Source organism: Kineococcus gynurae (assembly GCF_042433995.1).
GTDB classification, from domain to species: Bacteria; Actinomycetota; Actinomycetes; order Actinomycetales; family Kineococcaceae; genus Kineococcus; species Kineococcus gynurae.
The window spans coordinates 1-16,411 of the sequence record NZ_JBHLUI010000010.1 but is presented as its reverse complement, the minus strand read 5'-3'; the positions used below and the strand labels follow the sequence as shown (position 1 = coordinate 16,411).

The 16,411-nt window shown below is 75.6% G+C and carries 14 protein-coding genes; 6 read left to right on the top strand and 8 right to left on the bottom strand.

Annotated features, from left to right (window positions below; all coding sequences use genetic code 11):
• Positions 1–28: 28 nt before the first annotated feature.
• Complete coding sequence (locus ACFFKU_RS13685) at positions 29–844, bottom strand: dioxygenase family protein (protein ID WP_380138756.1); 816 nt, start codon at positions 842–844, stop codon at positions 29–31.
• A 43-nt stretch (positions 845–887) separates the two neighbouring features.
• Here ACFFKU_RS13685 and ACFFKU_RS13680 point away from each other — a divergent pair, with 43 nt between their 5' ends.
• Positions 888–1,382: a MarR family winged helix-turn-helix transcriptional regulator gene (locus tag ACFFKU_RS13680; protein ID WP_380138754.1), complete on the top strand. Its 495-nt coding sequence runs from the start codon at positions 888–890 to the stop codon at positions 1,380–1,382.
• A 26-nt stretch (positions 1,383–1,408) separates the two neighbouring features.
• Here ACFFKU_RS13680 and ACFFKU_RS13675 read toward each other — a convergent pair whose 3' ends face one another.
• Complete coding sequence (locus tag ACFFKU_RS13675; RefSeq protein ID WP_380138752.1) at positions 1,409–1,990, bottom strand: HhH-GPD-type base excision DNA repair protein; 582 nt, start codon at positions 1,988–1,990, stop codon at positions 1,409–1,411.
• A gap of 4 nt (positions 1,991–1,994) precedes the next feature.
• Positions 1,995–3,977: a VanW family protein gene (locus ACFFKU_RS13670; protein WP_380138750.1), complete on the bottom strand. Its 1,983-nt coding sequence runs from the start codon at positions 3,975–3,977 to the stop codon at positions 1,995–1,997.
• Between the two features lie 134 nt (positions 3,978–4,111).
• Between ACFFKU_RS13670 and ACFFKU_RS13665 the strand changes: the two genes are divergently transcribed.
• From ACFFKU_RS13665 to ACFFKU_RS13655, 3 genes are read left to right on the top strand one after another with little or no spacing between them, the layout of a single operon-like run.
• The gene (locus tag ACFFKU_RS13665; RefSeq protein ID WP_380138748.1) at positions 4,112–4,735 is read left to right on the top strand and encodes a TetR/AcrR family transcriptional regulator; all 624 of its coding nucleotides are present in this window, start codon (positions 4,112–4,114) and stop codon (positions 4,733–4,735) included.
• Complete coding sequence (locus ACFFKU_RS13660; protein WP_380138747.1) at positions 4,732–5,523, top strand: ATP-binding cassette domain-containing protein; 792 nt, start codon at positions 4,732–4,734, stop codon at positions 5,521–5,523. The genes ACFFKU_RS13665 and ACFFKU_RS13660 overlap by 4 nt, the downstream gene beginning before the upstream one ends.
• Complete coding sequence (locus tag ACFFKU_RS13655) at positions 5,523–7,418, top strand: YhgE/Pip family protein (protein WP_380138745.1); 1,896 nt, start codon at positions 5,523–5,525, stop codon at positions 7,416–7,418. Before ACFFKU_RS13660 ends, ACFFKU_RS13655 begins: the two co-directional genes overlap by 1 nt.
• Before the next feature lie 13 nt (positions 7,419–7,431).
• Here the strand turns inward: ACFFKU_RS13655 and ACFFKU_RS13650 are convergent, their stop codons facing one another.
• Complete coding sequence (locus tag ACFFKU_RS13650) at positions 7,432–8,997, bottom strand: GGDEF domain-containing protein (protein ID WP_380138743.1); 1,566 nt, start codon at positions 8,995–8,997, stop codon at positions 7,432–7,434.
• A gap of 242 nt (positions 8,998–9,239) precedes the next feature.
• On the opposite strand from ACFFKU_RS13650, the gene ACFFKU_RS13645 reads away from it, so the two are divergent.
• Entirely contained in the window at positions 9,240–11,120 is a 1,881-nt protein-coding gene (locus tag ACFFKU_RS13645) for a S8 family serine peptidase (protein ID WP_380138741.1), read from the top strand.
• Between the two features lie 128 nt (positions 11,121–11,248).
• Here the strand turns inward: ACFFKU_RS13645 and ACFFKU_RS13640 are convergent, their stop codons facing one another.
• From ACFFKU_RS13640 to ACFFKU_RS13625, 4 genes are all read right to left on the bottom strand, one after another.
• A complete protein-coding gene (locus ACFFKU_RS13640; RefSeq protein WP_380138739.1) occupies positions 11,249–11,929 on the bottom strand; it encodes an HAD family hydrolase in 681 nt (226 codons plus the stop codon).
• A gap of 27 nt (positions 11,930–11,956) precedes the next feature.
• Entirely contained in the window at positions 11,957–12,883 is a 927-nt protein-coding gene (locus tag ACFFKU_RS13635) for an MSMEG_6728 family protein (RefSeq protein WP_380138737.1), read from the bottom strand.
• Positions 12,884–12,947: 64 nt separating this feature from the next.
• The gene (locus tag ACFFKU_RS13630; protein ID WP_380138735.1) at positions 12,948–13,889 is read right to left on the bottom strand and encodes a D-isomer specific 2-hydroxyacid dehydrogenase family protein; all 942 of its coding nucleotides are present in this window, start codon (positions 13,887–13,889) and stop codon (positions 12,948–12,950) included.
• A gap of 4 nt (positions 13,890–13,893) precedes the next feature.
• Complete coding sequence (locus ACFFKU_RS13625) at positions 13,894–14,988, bottom strand: ThiF family adenylyltransferase (protein WP_380138734.1); 1,095 nt, start codon at positions 14,986–14,988, stop codon at positions 13,894–13,896.
• Positions 14,989–15,055: 67 nt separating this feature from the next.
• Between ACFFKU_RS13625 and ACFFKU_RS13620 the strand changes: the two genes are divergently transcribed.
• Entirely contained in the window at positions 15,056–16,273 is a 1,218-nt protein-coding gene (locus tag ACFFKU_RS13620; protein WP_380138733.1) for a GNAT family N-acetyltransferase, read from the top strand.
• Positions 16,274–16,411 lie beyond the last annotated feature (138 nt).

The window sequence follows — 16,411 nt, the reverse complement described above, 5'->3', positions numbered from 1 at the left end:
CAGGTTAGAACATGATCACGGTGCGTGTTTATGAGACGGCGAAAGAGCGCTTGGCCAGACCCAGCCAGAACCCGTCGATCACGGCCTCCGTGGGGCGGCCGGGGTCGTCGGCGAGACCGAGGGTCACGAACAGCGGCGAGAAGTGCTCGACCGTCGGATGGGCGTAGGGCATGCCGGGGGCCCGGTCGACGAAGGCGGCCAGCTCGTCGACGTCGCCCCGGGCCAGCGCCTCGGCCGCCCAGGCGTCGAACTCGACCGACCAGCCTGGCGGGGTGGCGTCGATGCTCCAGTCCCGCAGGAAGCGCAGGCCGTGGGTGAGGAACCCGGACCCCACGACCAGGACCCCTTCCTCGCGCAGCGGCCGCAACCGGCGCCCGAGCTCCAGCAGCGTCTGCGGGTCGTGGGTGGGGATCGACAGCTGCAGCACCGGGACGTCCGCCTCGGGGTACATGACCCGCATCGGGACCCAGGCGCCATGGTCCAAGCCCCGGGAGGTGTGGGTGTGCACGGACTGCGTCGCGGGCATGAGCGCGGTGACCTTGGCGGCCAGGGCCGAGGCGTCCGGGCTGCGGTAGGTCATCCGGGAGTACCTGGGGTCGAACCCCGAGAAGTCGTAGACCAGCGGGGTCCCGGCCGCGGTCGCGGTCAGGCTCAGCGGCGCCGACTCCCAGTGCGCGGAGACGACGAGCACCGCGGTCGGACGGGGCAGCCCGGCCGCCAGGGCCGCCAGCTGCCCGCTCCACAGCGCGTCGTCCAGCAGGGGCGGGGCCCCGTGCCCGATGTACAGGGCGGGCATCCGGACGGGGGGCGCGGCGGTGGTCACGGATCGACGGTACGCGCACATACTTGTAGCTGCAAGTACCTCGGCGCGACTCTAGAGTGTCGGGATGGACGAACCCCGCTGGCTCGACGACGACCAGCAGCGGGCCTGGCTGAAACTCGTGGCCCTGACGACCCTGCTGCCGGCCGCGCTGGACCAGCAGCTGCAGCGTGACGCCGACCTCACCCACGCGGGCTACATGGTGCTGGCGATGCTGTCGCAGGACCCGCAGCACCGGTTGCGCATGAGCGACGTCGCCAGCCGCACCAACTCCTCGGCCCCCCGGATGTCCCACGTCGTCCGCAAGCTCGAGGAACGCGGGTGGGTGCGCCGGGAACGCGACCCCCAGGACGGTCGCGGCCTGTTCGCCGTGCTCACCGAGCCGGGCATGGAGAAACTCGTCCGGACCGCACCGGGGCACGTCGAACAGGTGCGGCAGCTGATCTTCGACGTGCTGCAACCCGAGGAGGTGGCGACGCTGGAGGTCCTCGGGGCCCGGCTGCTGACCCGCCTGGACCCCGACTCCCGGTTCGCGGCCAGCGGGGAACCAGGGGTCGCCTGAAGACGGTCCTCCGCAGCCGGCAGCGGTCAGCCGCGGGCGGCCTTGGCCGCGCGCTTGATCTCCTGCTTGGTCGCCCGCACCTCGGCCAGCGAGGTCGGGTCGACGATGTCGGCGACCGACCGGCGCGACCCCTCCTCGCCGTACTCCCCCGCGGCCTCCCGCCAGCCCTCCGGCCGCACCCCGTACTGCTTGCCCAGCAGGGCCAGGAAGATGCGGGCCTTCTGCGCCCCGAAACCGGGCAGGGAGTTGAGCCGCTTCAGCACGGTGCGGCCGTCGGCCCCGTCGGACCAGAGCGTCGTCGGGTCCCCGCCCCAGTCCGCGACGAGGGCCGCGCACAACTGCTGCGCCCGCTGGGCCATCGAGCCCGGGTAGCGGTGCAGCGCAGGCGGTCCCTTGAACAGGGCGAGGAGGTCGTCGGGGTCGGTGGCGGCGATGCCCGCCGCCGACAACGACTCGACGCCCATCCGTTCGGCCAGCACCCGCGGGGCGGCGAAGGCCCGCTCCATCGGCACCTGCTGGTCCAGCAGCATGCCCACGAGCAGGGCCAGCGGATCGCGCGAGAGCAGCGCGTCGGCCGCGTCGTCGTCGGTCAGGTGCAGCTCGGGCACCGGCTCATCCTTCCGGGGTGGGCGCCGGCGCGGGGGTCGACGCGCTCGGGGTCGGGGTCGGGGTGGGCCGGACCGTCGCCGGGTCCGGCCCGCAGACGATCCGGTTCTGCGGGTTGTACCGCGTCGTCCAGGTCTCGCGCTGCTCCGGGCCACCCGCCAGCGGCGTCATGACGCGGGTCACGTCCACGGTGAACCCGGAGTTCGGCGACTGCGACGAGCACCCCGCGGACGTGTCGTAGATGGTGCGCGGGGAGGTGATCGCCCGCCGGGCCGACTTCTCGGCCCGGACGTCCATGAACCGCGTGCCGTACAACGACACCGTCACCTGGTTCCCGGTGATGCCGGCCTCGACGTAGACCCCGTGGCCGGAGTCGTTGCGGAACCGGTTGTCGATGCTGCGCCAGTCGATCGTCGCCTCCCGGCCCTCGGGGTAACGGGAGATGTAGAACGAGTGGGGTTTGTGCTCCAGCTCGTCCAGACCGGCGAAGAACACCGCGTTGAAGAGGGTCGTCGACAACTGCGAGACCCCGCCGCCGTAGTCGTCCACGAGCCGGCCGTCGCTGATCACCCCGGCCCGGTTGTACCCGCGTTCGGGGGTGCGCTCCCCGACGGTGTCGTTCATCGAGAACTCCTGGTCCGGACGCAGGATCGTGCCGTTCACCGCGGCCGCGGCCCGGCGGATGTTGGCGGTCCGGGCCTGGTTCGCCGTCAGCGTCGTCGAGAACGTGGACATGCGCTCGACGATCCGCAGGTCCTCGACGGCCTCGGTCGTGAGCGACGGCTGCGTCTGCACCGGGGTCACCACGGCCCGACGGGTGGGTTCTGCCGTCGGGTCCGCGCCGTCGGTGGCGGCGGCGGTGGTCGGGGCGGCCGACCCCGACGGGGTGCTGCTCGGGGTGCCGCTCGCGGTGCTGCTCGGGGTGGCGGAGGAGGTTCCGCCCGGCGAGCTGCCCCCGGGGGTCAGCGCGTCCACGACCGCGGCGGCGAGGTCCTCGGGCGGTACGCCCACCCCGGCGACGGCGGGGACGACCACGGGCGCGCCGTCGCGGATCTCGATCCCCGCGTCGCGGGCGGGGGTCTCGAACTCGGGGGCGGCCGCCCGGACCGCCGCCTGCAGGGCCGTCCCGTCGGCGACGAGCCGCGCCTCGCCGTCGACCGGTCGTACCGCGAGCGCCGGGGCGAACGCCGCCGGGGGGAGCACGGCCTGCCGGTCGCCCGCGACGACGGTGAGGTCGGCGGCGACGGCCGGTGTCGCCAGGCTCGTGACCGCCGCCTCGAGCCCGGCCCGGTCCACGGTGGGCTCGACGACGGCGGTGGAGAAGGTGAAGCGGTCGGTGCCGGGCCAGGCGGCGGCGATGGCGCTCGCGGCCGCCCCGACGTCGAAGGAGCGACCGGCCGAGGGGTCCTGCACCTCGGGCCGTACGGTCGCCGGCCCCCCGGGAACCGTCGGGTCCTGGACCGCGAAGGTGACCGCCCCCTCGACGACGGGGGCGTCCACGGCCTCGGAGACCGGGGCGAGGGCCGCGGTGAGCTGCGCGCGGTCGGAGCTGACGACCGGACGTCGCTCCCCCCCGCCCGTCAGGTGCCGCCAGATCTCGACCGGGGCCCAGGCCGGCCCGGTGAGCTCGGACGCGGTCGCCGCGACGTCCACCCCGAGCCCCGCCTCGGCGGGCGCGACCGGCCCGGCGAACGCGGCCCCGTTGCCGGAGACCTCGACGGCGAGGGGCTGCTCGTCGGCCGCGCGCGCGGGGCCGGCCAGGGCCGAGCGGACCTCCCCGGCGTCCATGCCGCCGACGGCGGTCCCCAGGACGGTCGTGCCGCGCGGGGCGGTGCCCCCCAGGGCCAGGGCCGCCGTGCCGTACCCCCCGGCCAGGACCACTCCGCCCGCGATCCCCCAGAACAGCGGGCGTCGGTACCAGGGCCGCGGCCCCCGCGCTGCCGTCGTGCTCCGGTCGTCCTGCCCCGCCGGCCGGTCGTGCTGACTCACAGTCCCCCCTCGAACCCCCGTGTGGGGGTAGCCAACCGCACCAGCACCCTCCGGGGCCAACGGATCGCGGAGAGAGACCGAATTGCGACATTCGCGATGCAGACTGCATCCGATACGGAATGTATCGTTGTCGCGTGACCACCGCCCTCACCCCCCGACGGGCCGCCACCCGGGAGCGGTTGCTCGTCGCCGCCCTCGACGTCCTGGCCGAGGTCGGGCCCGCACGGACGAGCGTCGAGGCCGTCTGCGAACGCGCCGGTTTCACCCGTGGCGCCTTCTACTCCAACTTCGCCGACCTCGACGACCTCGTGGCCGGGGTCTACCGGCGCCAGTCCGACCTGGTCCTGCAGCAGCTCGAGGAGGGGTTGCAGCGGGTCCTCGGCTCGGGCCGGACCGACGTCGGCGAGGTCGTCGCCGAGGTGCTCGCCCTGCTGCCCGACGACCGGCGCTGGCACGTGGTGCGGGCCGACCTCACCGCCCAGGCCCTGCGCCGGCCGGAGGCCGCGACCCTGCTGACCACGCAGCGCGCCGTCCTGCGCGACCGGCTCGGCCCGGTGCTGCGCGACGCCCTGCTGCGCGCCGGGCGCCGCCCCCTCGTCGCCCCCGAGGACCTCGCGGGGTTGCTGCTGGCCGCGCACGAGCACGTGGCCGTCGACCGCGTCGCCGGCGCCCCCGACCGCGACCACCGGGTCCTCGTGGCCCTCGTGCTGGGCCTCACCGAACCCGCCGCCGACCGTCCCGAGGAGACCCGCTCGTGAGCGCCGAGACCCCAGAGGGCACCAGCCCCGGACCGGAGGCCCCCGCCGAGCCGGAGCGGGCCGTGCTGGCGCACCGCCTCACCCTGCCCGGCGTGCGGGCCGAACCGGTCGACCTCGACCTGCCCGCCGGCGGTCTCGGGGTGGTCGTGGGACCGGCCGGGTCGGGACGCACCTCGCTGCTGCTCGCCGCGGCCGGTCGGATGCGGCCGACCGGCGGCACCCTCACGGTGCTCGGCCACGACCTCCCCCGCGGGGCGGGCGCCGTCCGCCGCCAGGCGGCCCTGGCCGAGGTCCGCGGGGTCAACGAGCTGGACGACGCCCTGACCGTCGAGCAGCACGTGGCCGAACGTCTGGTCCTGCACCGGCCCTGGTGGAAACCGTGGGCGACGCGCGCCGCCGTCGCGGCCCAGCTCGACCGGGTCGCCGCCGTCCTCACCGCCGCCCAGGTCGACCGGACCCCGCTCGCCGACCTGCCGCCGCTGCGACCGCAGGCCTTCGTCTCCGACATCGACCCGCTGGAGCGCATGGTCCTCGGGGTCGTCCTCGCGCTGGTGGGTCGGCCGCGGCTGCTCGTGGTCGACGACGTCGACGCGTTGCGCCGCACCGAGGACCGGGCGCTCGCCTGGCGCGCCCTGGCGGTCCTGACCGGACCGTCCGGGGTGACGGTCCTCGCGGCCGCCACCTCCGTCGACGACCTCCCCGACGACGTGGCCCGCACCGTGTGCGCGATCACCCCCACCACCGCCGGCCCCCGCCACCTCCGGCCCCGTCACCCCGAGGACCGTTGATGCCGATCTTCTCCCTGCCCGGCCTGGAACTGGCCCGGTTCCGGCGCGCCCTGCTGACCCGTCTCGCGCTCGTGGCGGTGCTCGTCGTGCCGCTGATCTACGGCGGGCTCTACCTGACCGCGAACCTCGACCCCACCCACCGCCTGTCCGACCTCCCCGCCGCGGTGGTCGACCAGGACGTCCCCGTCCGGGTGAGCACCCGCGCCGAGGACGGCAGCACGGGTGAGCGGACGGTGTCGGCCGGGGCGGACCTCGTCCGCACCCTGGAGAGCTCCACGACGAGTTTCGGCTGGGAGTCCGCGAGCGCCGCGGAGGCCGCCGACGGGTTGCGAGACGGGCGTTTCGCCGCGGTCCTGACCATCCCCCGGGGTTTCTCCGCCGCCCTCGGCTCGGTCGGCGGGGACGACCCGCGCAGCGGGCAGCTGACCCTCACGACCGACGACGCGGAGAACTACATCGCGGGAACCATCGCGAACTCGGTCGGGGCCGGTCTCACCCGGTCGCTGTCGGCGAACGCGAACCAGAACTACGCCGAGCAGGTCTCCCTGGCCTTCGGGTCGGTGCACACGTCCCTGGGCCAGGCCGCCGACGGGGCCGCCCGGCTGCGCGACGGGGCCGCGGAGGCGACCACGGGGGCGGACTCGCTCGCCGCCGGTGCCGGCGACCTCGCGACGGGGGCCGGGCGTCTGGCCGACGGGGCGGGGCAGGCGCAGGCGGGCGCGGACCGTCTCGCCGACGGTCTCGCCGAGCTGCAGGGAGCGACCGCGTCGCTGCCGGGCGACTCCTCCCGGTTGGCCCAGGGGGCGGCCGGGGTCGCCGACGGGGCCCGCCGGCTGGAGGCGGGGACGCGGCAGCTGCAGCAGGCGCTGGCCGCGGTGCCCGACCCGCAGCTCCAGCAGCAGCTCACCGCGCTGGTCGAGGGGGCCGGACAGCTCTCCGGCGGTGCCGGGCAGGTCGCCGACGGGACGGCCGCGGTCGCCGAGCGCGCCCCGGCCCTGACCACCGGGATCGCGCAGGCCACCGACGGGGCCCGCTCCCTCGCGAGCGGTGACGCCTCGCTGGCCGCCGGCGCCGGGGAGCTGCAGGCGGGGGCGGGCCGGTTGCAGACCGGGGCGCAGGACCTCGCCGGCGGGACCGAGCGGCTGCGGTCGGGGGCCGAGGAGCTGCGCTCGTCCCTGGCCGGGGGCCAGGCCGAGGTGCCCGACGACGACGCGGGCCTGCGCGAGCAGCGGGCGGCCACGGTCGCGACCCCGGTCAGCACCGACCGGGTCCGTGAGCACGAGGTGGCCCGCTACAGCGACGGCCTGGCGCCGTTGTTCGTCTGCGTCGCCCTGTGGGTCGGCGGGATGGTCACCTACATGGTGCTGCGGGCGATGTCCCCGCGGGCGCTGGCCTCGACCGTCGCCCCGTGGCGGGCGGCCCTGGCCGGGTGGCTGCCCGGTGCCGTGCTGGCGGTGGGCCAGGCCCTCGTCCTGGGCCTGGTCCTGCACCTCGCGGTCGGCATCGCCGCGCCGAACCTGCCCGGGGCGCTCGCGTTCAGCGTGCTGGTCGCGCTGGTCTTCACCGCGATCCACCAGTGCCTCAACGCCCTGCTCGGCGGCGTGGGGCGGTTGCTCGCCCTCGTCCTGCTGGTGCTGCAGCTGACCTCGGCCGGTGGGACCTACCCCGTGCAGACCTCGCCCGGGTTCTTCGCCGCGCTGCACCCCTGGCTGCCGATGACCTACGGCGTGGACGGGATCCGGCACCTCGTGGCCGGCGGGTCGGCGGCCGCGGTCTGGACCGACGCGGCGGCCCTGGCGGGCTTCGGGCTGCTGGCCCTGGCGGTCTCGGTCCTGGCCGCGGCCCGGCGCCGGACCTGGACCCCGGCCCGGCTGCACCCCAGCCTGACGCTCTGAGGGGCCGCGAGGATCAGCGCCGGCGGGCCTCGACCCGTGCTCGGCGAGGGCCCGGGAGCGCACCCCGGGGTGGGGCCGTGGGCTCACCCACGCCGCAGCACCGGTCGCGGCCCTCCGCCTTGGCCCGGTAGAGCTGGGCGTCGGCGCGGCGCAGCACCGCGGCGACGTCCTCACCCGCGAGCCAGCGGACCAGCCCGGCCGAGACGGTCTGCCCGGCCGGGGTGACGGCCCGCAGGCCCTCGACCTCCGCCCGGGCGGAGTCGTCGGCGAGCCCGTCCAGCAGCAGCGCGAACTCCTCACCGCCCCAGCGCACGAGGAGGGCACCCGCAGGCAGCGCCGCCGTCCACCGGGCCGCGCAGTCGCGCAGCAGCTCGTCACCGGCCTGGTGACCGTGGGTGTCGTTGAACGCCTTGAACCGGTCGAGGTCGAGGAGGGCGACGTGCCGCACCCGGTCCCGGCCGGACGGGTCGGAGGGATCGCCGGGGTCGGTCGCCCGGACGCGCGCGACGTGCTCGTCCCACGTGCGTCGGTTCGGCAGCGAGGTGAGGACGTCGGTCCGGGCCAGCTCGGCCAGCTGCTCGCTGCGCCGACGCAGTTCCGCGCCGGCCGCGGCGAGACGGACCACGACGGCGACGACCCCGACCGTCGAGCCCAGCGCGAGCCAGCGGACCTGGCCGACCGAGAGGCCACCGGCGCCCACGGTCAGCGCCAGTCCGGGCAGGGCGGCGGCGAGCACCGTGACCGACCAGGACGTCCCGGCTCCGGTGCGCTCCCCCGCGGGTCGGACCGGTTCCCGCGCCCGCAGGGCGGCGACCGCCAGGAGCACGTCGCAGGCGAGCCACAACCCGTTCGTCAGCCGGGTCACGTCGACCGCACCCTCGATGCGCGCCACCGACCAGATGAGGTCCGCGGTCACGGTGGCCGCGATCGCGAGGGCCAGCGGCGCGAAGGCCGGGGGCCGGGCGCGACCCGGCGACCACGACCGGGCCAGGACGAAGATGAGCACCACGTCCACCAGCGGGTAGGCCATGTCGGACAGCGGCGCTCCGGCCGCGGCGTGCCGGGTGAGCACCGGGATGATCACGAAGACGACCACGAGGGCCGTGAGACTGATCGCCAGGATCGCGGCCTCGAGCACCTTCAGCCGCTCCGCACGGTCCGGACGGTCCCCGCCGACCGGCCCGGACGAGGCCCGGACGGAGCGGGTCCAGAGCACCACCCCGGTCACCGCCGGCAGGTAGCCGAGCAGGTAGGCGGCGGTGGTCAGGGACTCGGTGACGACCTGACCGGTCAGCACGGGCGCCAGGGAGAGGACGTCGCCGGCCGCCCACAGCCACTGCGCCCCGGCGATCCACCCCCAGGCTGCCCGGCGGCCGGCGGGGAGCCGGATGACGACGGCGGTGATGACCAGGGCGCTGGCCAGGACCGTCACGACGTAGGCGACGGGGGCGACGGGTGAACCCGGCCCGGCGATCGTCGCGACCACGGCCGGGAGCGTGAGGACGACGACGCACCGCCACCAGCGCGGGGTCACGCGTCCGGCGGCCACCGGGGCGGCTCCGGGCGCGGTCGAGGTCATGGCCGGATCTTCGGCACGCCGGGCGGGTGACTGGACGGTCTGGGGCGTCCGTCCCCCGGACGACCGACGGGCTTGCGCCAACCGGTGGAGACATCACTCATCGTGAATCGCCATGACCTAATGTGGGAAAGCGGGGTTGACCGCAGCGCGGACCCGGACGACCCTCTCCCGGCCCGCACCACCAGGACGAGGCGGGTCCCCCGCGATCCACCGCGCAGGGCGCGCGAACGAGGAGCCACGTGATGCGAGCGGAACGGCAGGACCGGGGCGGCACCCGCGGCGGGGCCCGGGTCCGAGGGGCCGGCCGCCGCGGCCGGGTCGGTCTCGGCGGGCTCACCCTCGGCGCCGCGCTGCTGGCCACGGTGGGCGCGCTGCCCGCCCACGCTCTCGAGCCGGTCGCCGTCGACGTCCTGCGCACCGACTCCGGGACCCCGCGGATCAGCACCGTGACCGTCACGGGCGAGGCCGCGGCCGACCGCCTGGTCGACTCCCTGCAGTCGCGCGGGGTCGCCGCCGACGTCGCCACCACCTACCGGCTGAGTGCGGTCGACCCGCTCCTCGCCCGCGCGACCCACCTGCAGACCGTGCGCGCCCCCCAGGCCTGGGGCACCACCCAGGGGCGCGGCGTCGTCGTCGCGGTCCTCGACTCCGGCGTCGACGCGACCCAGCCCGACCTGCGCGGGCGGGTGCTGGCCGGGGCCAACTTCGCCGACGGCCCGGCCTCCGACATCGGCGAGCACGGGACCATGGTCGCGACCGTGCTCGCCGGGGGTTACGACAACGGCGTCGGCGCGGCCGGGGTCTCCCCCGCGGTGACCGTGCTGCCGGTCCGTGTCTGCGGTTCCGAGGAGTGCTCCAGCGGCGCCATCGCCAACGGCATCGTGTGGGCGGCCGACCAGGGCGCCTCCGTCGTCAACCTCTCTCTCGGCGGGCCCACCACGAGCCGCGTCGTCCAGGAGGCGGTCGCCTACGCGAACCGCAAGGGCGCCGTGATCGTCGCCTCGGCCGGCAACGCCGGCGAAGACTGCCGGACCGCGCCCGACCAGAACATGTGCGGCAACTTCGTCGCCTACCCGGCGAGCTACCCCGGTGTCATCTCGGTCTCCGCGGGCGACCGCGACGGGGTCCCGGTCTGGGCCGAGCACAACTCCGCGGTCGACCTCTCGGCCCCCGGCACCTCCGTGGTCGTCGGGGAACCCCTGATGGACGGCCGGTACGGCTACGCCCTGGCCGACGGCACCTCGTTCTCCGCCCCGATGGTCTCGGCCGCGGCCGCCCTGGCCCGCGCGGTCGCCCCCCGGTCCACCCCCGACCAGGTCGCGACCTGGATCACCTCGAACGCCGCCCGGCAGCCGAACTGGCCGGTGGGTTACGGCGCGGGTCTGCTCGACGTGGGCGCCACCGTGGCCGCCGCGAGCGCGGCCACCGCGGCCAGCACGCAGATCACCCGGGCCGACGGCAGCGTCGACTTCACCCGGGCCGGCCGCACGGTCAACGTGCGGGGGGCGATCCTGGCCCGTTACCGGGCCGCGGGCGGGACCACCTCGTCGCTGGGTTGGCCGACCTCCTCGGAGATCCCCCTGCGGGGCGGGGCGTTCACGACGTTCGAGAACGGGTCGATCTACTGGAGCCCGACCGGCGGGGCCCAGATCGTGAAGGGCGCGATCCGCAACCGGTGGGGTTTCCTCGGCTGGGAGCGCGGCTGGCTCGGTTTCCCGACCGGGGAGGAGCGGGCCGTGCGCGGCGGGCTCGTGCAGGGTTTCGCGGGCGGGTTGGTCTACTTCTCCGGCGCGACCGGGGCGCAGGCCGTGCGTGGGGCGATCCTCGACCGGTACGCGGCGTCCGGGTGGGAGACGGGCGTCCTCGGGTTCCCGACGACCAGCGAGGTCGTCGTCCGGGGCGGGGCCTTCACCCACTTCCAGGGCGGTTCCGTCTACTGGTCGCCCGCGGGCGGGGCCCGCATCGTCCGGGGCGCGATCCGCGACGCCTGGGCCGCGCAGGGTTGGGAGACCGGACGCCTCGGCTTCCCGCGGACCGAGGAGTACGCCGTGCCCGGCGGGGTCCGGCAGGACTTCACCGGCGGTTCCCTCACCTACACCTGGGCCACCGGCCGCATCGGCTGACCGCCCCTCGCCCCACTCCCCCTTCCCCCGTGATCAAGGAATCCTCTGCCCGGATTCCTTGATCACGGAGGGGTGGGGTGGGGCAGGTCCGGGTGGGGTGGGGCAGGTTGGGCGGGGGCGGGGGCGGCTCAGGGGGTCGGGGCCCGCAGCGGGGTGTCGTCGAGGTCGCGGAGCAGTTCCGGCAGGGAGTCGGCGACGTGGGCGGCGCCCGCGTCGCGGAGCTCCTCCACCGAGAAACCCCCGGTCCGCACCGCGACGGAGGGCATCCCCGCGTTCTGCGCGGCCAGGCAGTCCCAGGTGGCGTCGCCCAGCACCACCCCACCCTTCCCGTCGACCCGTTCCAGCGCGGCACGCAGCAGGTCGGGGGCGGGTTTGGTCGCGTCGGCGTCGTCCGAGGAGGTCCGCGCCTGCACCAGGTCCCGGGCGCCGAGCAGGTCCAGGAACCGTTCGACGTGGGACTCCTGCCCGGAGGACGCCAGCACGACCCGCCAGCCCCGCCGGCGCAGTTCCAGGAGGAGTTCTGCGGCGCCCTCGAAGGGTTGGACCTCGGGCAGCAGCTTCTCGATCTCCTCGGCCCAGAGGTCCCGCAGGGTGTCGCCGTGCTCCCGTTCCACCTCCTCCCCCGCCACCGCGCCCACCAGCTGGTCCCCGCCCATGCCGACGGCCCGGTGGATGCGCCAGACCGGTCGGGTGACCCCGACCCGGCGGAAGGCCCGGAACCAGGCCAGCGCGTGCTGGTAGTTCGTGTCGACGAGGGTCCCGTCGACGTCGAGCAGGGCCGTGTCGTGAACCGTTCCTCGACCGGTCATGGGTTCCTCCTTCGCGTTCCCCCGACGTCAGGCGGAGGGTGGGTGCAGGTGGACGGTGAACAGGGTGCGGGGATCCTGCAGCAGGGCGGGCGGACGGACGTCGGTGCGTTCGGCCCGACCTCCCCACCGCACCGTGCGGGCGTGCGGGGCGAACGGGCGTCGGGGGTCGAAGCCGTACTCCCCGGTGACCGTCCCCGTCAGCAGGGCCCGGTCGTCCTCGATGAGCAGCGCCACCCCGTCACCCGGGCGCACGTCGTCGACGAAGGACTGCAGGACCCGGAGATCCTTGCCGGGCCGACGTCCGGCGGCGATCTCCTTGAGCAGGTCGCGCAGCGTCGACCCGGGCGCCGCACCGCGGACGTCCACGTCGATCCCGCTCTCGGTGCCGAGCCCGACGATCCCGGCGGCCAGGAACTGGGCCACCGCACCGGGGTGGCGCGGCCGGACGACGTGGACCGGGGTTCCCGCCGGCTCCCCCTGGGCGGTGGCGGTGACGGGGGCGGTGGCGGTGGCGGTGCCCGGCCAGACGTAGTCGAGATCGGTCGGTTCGTCGCCGAACAACGGGTGGTAGAACCCGGGATCCTTGCGCAGCAACGCCGAGCGGTGCGACCGGTGGACCTGCTCGTCCCCCACCCAGGGCGGGAGCAACCCCGCCGCGGCCAGGTCGTCCTGGGTCCGGCCGACGACCTCGGGGGCGAACTCCGCGATCAGCTCGCGGGTGCTGTCCGCCCGACCGGTCGCGACCCATTCCTCGACGCAGGCCAGCCCGTAGACCACCAGGGCAGGGGTGAAACCGCGCCACATGAGGACGGCGGGATGGTTCGCCCACCCGTAGTCGGGCAGCGTGAGCGCACGGAGGATCTGCAGCGTCTCGACCCGTTGCTTGCCGAGCCGGGCCCCGTCCAGCACGGCCGCCGACCGCGCGAATCCGGGGTGGGGCAAGAACGTCTGCACGCCCTCACCGTCCCCCGCGCGGAGGACGATCGCATCCGCGCGGGACCGGACGGAAGGGTCGGGATCAGTACCCGGCGCCGGGGTCCACCCGACCGAGCAGTTCCTCGCCCGCCGCGAACCGACGCACGTTCTCGCCGATGCGCTCGGCCAGGGCCGGGGTCTGCAGGGACGGCGGGTTCGCCGAGTGGGGCGTGATGATGACCCGGGGGTCCGCCCAGAGCGGGTGCCCGTCGGGCAGCGGTTCGGGATCGGTGACGTCGAGCGCGGCTCCCCCGATCCGCCCGTCCCGCAACGCCTCGACGAGGGCCTCGGTGTCGACGAGGGAGCCGCGGGCGATGTTGACCACCCACCCCTGCGGTCCCAGCGCAGCCAGTTCCGCGGCCCCGACCAGCGCCGCGGTCTCGGCCGTGGCCGGGGCGGCGACGATCACGTGGTCGGCCCGCTCGAAGATCGTCGTGGTCTCCGCGGCCGGGAGGCACTCCGCCGCCCCGGGCACCTCGCGCCCGCTGCGGGTCACCGCGATCACCCGGGCGCCCAACGCGTTCAGGACGGGGATGGTCAGCGCGCCGATCCCCCCGGCCCCGAGGACGGCGACCGTCGCCCCCCGCAGGCTGACCTGTCCCTCGGCCGCGGCCCCGTTGTCCCAGCTGCGCGCCCGGGCGGCCCGGCCGAGGCCGCGGACACCGGCCAGCAGGAGCGCGACCGCGTGCTCGGCGACGGCGGAACCGTAGGCCCCGACGGCGGACGTCCACACCCGATCCTCGTCGACGATCCCGGCCGAGAACCACGACTCGATCCCGGCCGACGGCAGCTGCACCCATTCCACCGTCGGGGGCAGCCCTGCTCCCCGTTCGCCGAACGCCTCGGTGAAACTCGCGGCGTCACCGACCCAGACGACCGCACGGGCCTCCTCCACCGCGACGAGGCGGCCACCGGCTCCCTCCACGGCGCGGACGACGGGATCGGGGGTCTGCGGGCCGAGGTGCACGGCGAGGGGCGACGTCATGCCCTCAGCCTGCCCTACCCCCGGCGGCCCGCCAGGCGCGCAGCCCGCCCCGCAGCGACGCCGTCCGGTCGCGGTCGGCGGGGTCCAGCTCCGCCCAGAGCGCCGCCGAACGGGCTCCCCCCGAGCAGACCAGCACGAGCCGGCCGGGCGGCAACCCGCCGCGGTCGCCCTCCCACCAGCCCGGCGGCAGCCGGACCGCGCCCGGGATCTCCCCGTCCACCTCGACCTCGATCTCGTCCCGCACGTCGACGAGGGTGGGGTTCCCGCCCAGGTCGGCCACGTCGATCTCGGGCGTCGCCGGACGGACGGCCGTCACCGCGGGGCCGCGCCCCGCCGCCGCCCGCGGGTCCACCCCGACCGTCAGGGTGCGCACGGTCGCGGCGAAGGAGTCCAGGACCAGGACCCGGCCGAGGAGCAGCTCACCGGACCCGGTGACCACCTTGAGGACCTCGGCGGCCATGAGGGATCCGATCGTCGCCACCGTGGGCCCGAGCACCCCGGCCTCGCTGCACGCCGGGACGGAACCGGGGGGCGGGGGTTCGGGAACCACGTCGCGGTAGGTCGGCCCGTGGGGTGCCCAGGCGAGCGAGACCTGCCCCGCGCCGGCGAGCACCGCCCCCCACACCAGGGGCAGACCCACCGCGCGGCAACGGTCGTCGAGCAGGAACCGGGTGGCGAAGTTGTCCGAGCCGTCGACCACGAGGTCGTAGGCGGCGAGGAGTTCTCCGATCGACGTCCCGTCCAACCGGAACGGGTGCGGCACGACCCGGACCGACGGGTTCAGGGCGGCGACCGCACGGGCCGCCGACCCCGCCTTCGCCGAACCGAGGTCGGCCGTGGTGTGCACCACCTGTCGTTGGAGGTTGGACTCCTCCACCACGTCGTCGTCGACGACGCCCAGGGTTCCGACGCCGGCCGCGGCGAGGTACTGCAGGACCGGCGATCCCAGGCCCCCCGCCCCGACGACCAGGACCCGCGCCGCCAGCAACCGCCGTTGCCCCTCGCGCCCGATCTCGGGCAGCCGGAGCTGGCGGGCGTAACGGCGGACCTGGTCCGGCGTCAGGTCCGGGCCGGGTTCGAGGAGCGGGGGCGGGCGCACCCCACCAGTCTGCGCCGCGGGGAAACCCCGGTGACGGCGGGACCGGTGATCACTAGCGTGACGTCCCGTGCCCGTCACCGTCCGCGCCACCACCCCCGCCGACCTCGACATCTTCGTCACCACGCTGCACGCCGCCTTCGGACGATTCCCCGACCGGCCCGACGAGGACGGCAGCGGGGTGTTCTGGTCGGCGTTGGAGATGGACCGCAACCTGCTCGCCGTGACCGCGGACGGTCGCGCGGTCGGGACGGCGGCGGGATACTCCTTCGAACTGACCCTCCCGGGCGGCGGCCGGATCCCGACCACGGGGGTCACGAACGTCGGCGTCGTCCCCTCCCACCGGCGCCGCGGCGTCATGACCGCACTCGTGCGCCGGCAGCTCGCGGACCTCCGGGCCCGGGGTGAGCACGTGGCCGTCCTGCTGGCGATGGAGGCGACGATCTACCGCCGCTTCGGCTACGGGCCGGCCACCTTCACCCGTCGGCTGTCCGTGCCCCGGGCCCGGGCCGGCTTCGACGAGACCCGGCGGGGGGTTCCCGTCGGGACCGGGTCGATCGAGGTCCTCCGTCGGCAGGACTGCGTGGCCGCGCTCGAGGAGGTCTACGACCGGCACCGGCGTCGGCGGACCGGGGCGCTGGACCGTCCGCACCGGTGGTGGGCCCTCGGGGCCGGGCACCCACCGGTCTCCCGGGAGCCGCGCTGGATCGGGCTGCACCGCGACGCCGACGGCCGACCCGACGGGTACGTGAGCTACCGGCTCGAGGACGGGGTGCTGCTCGTGGACGAGACGATCAGCACCGACGACGGCGTGCACGAGGCGCTCGACCGGTTCGTCCTCGGCCACGACCTCGTCCGGGAGGTCGTGCTCCAGGACGCCCCGTCCGACCACCCCCTGCGCTGGCAGCTCCTCGACCACGACGCCGTCGCCTCCAGCGGGGACGAGGCCTGGCTGTGGGTGCGCGTGCTCGACGTCGTCGGTGCGCTGGGCGCCCGCGCCTGGTCCGCCGACGGGGACCTGGTCCTGCAGGTCGAGGACCCGTTCCTCGGGGAGACCGCCCGGTACCGGCTGGACGTGACCGACGGCAGGGCGCGGTGCGCTCCCACCGGGTGCGAACCCGATCTCACCCTCGACGTCGCCGACCTCGGCTCGCTCTACCTCGGCGGGGTATCGCCCCGGGAACTCCTGCGCGCCGGACGGATCACCGCGCGGGACAGGTCGGTGGTGCAGCGGGCCGAGGCGATGTTCCGGACGGAGCGGGCCCCCTGGTCCCACCACATCTTCTGAACCCTCCCGGACGAGAGAACCCCCGCCGACCGGGGCGGCCACGGTCGGCGGGGGGTCCAGGGTCAGCGCCGGGAGGTCAGCGCTTGATCATCCCGTGCGGGTCGATCACGAACTTCTTCGGCGCCCCCGCATCGAACT

Coding starts and splice junctions, on each gene's coding strand:
- ACFFKU_RS13685 (WP_380138756.1), bottom strand. CDS start 844: ATGTGCGCGTACCGTCGATCCGTGACCACCGCCGCGCCCCCCGTCCGG.
- ACFFKU_RS13680 (WP_380138754.1), top strand. CDS start 888: ATGGACGAACCCCGCTGGCTCGACGACGACCAGCAGCGGGCCTGGCTG.
- ACFFKU_RS13655 (WP_380138745.1), top strand. CDS start 5,523: ATGCCGATCTTCTCCCTGCCCGGCCTGGAACTGGCCCGGTTCCGGCGC.
- ACFFKU_RS13650 (WP_380138743.1), bottom strand. CDS start 8,997: ATGACCTCGACCGCGCCCGGAGCCGCCCCGGTGGCCGCCGGACGCGTG.
- ACFFKU_RS13645 (WP_380138741.1), top strand. CDS start 9,240: ATGCGAGCGGAACGGCAGGACCGGGGCGGCACCCGCGGCGGGGCCCGG.
- ACFFKU_RS13640 (WP_380138739.1), bottom strand. CDS start 11,929: ATGACCGGTCGAGGAACGGTTCACGACACGGCCCTGCTCGACGTCGAC.
- ACFFKU_RS13630 (WP_380138735.1), bottom strand. CDS start 13,889: ATGACGTCGCCCCTCGCCGTGCACCTCGGCCCGCAGACCCCCGATCCC.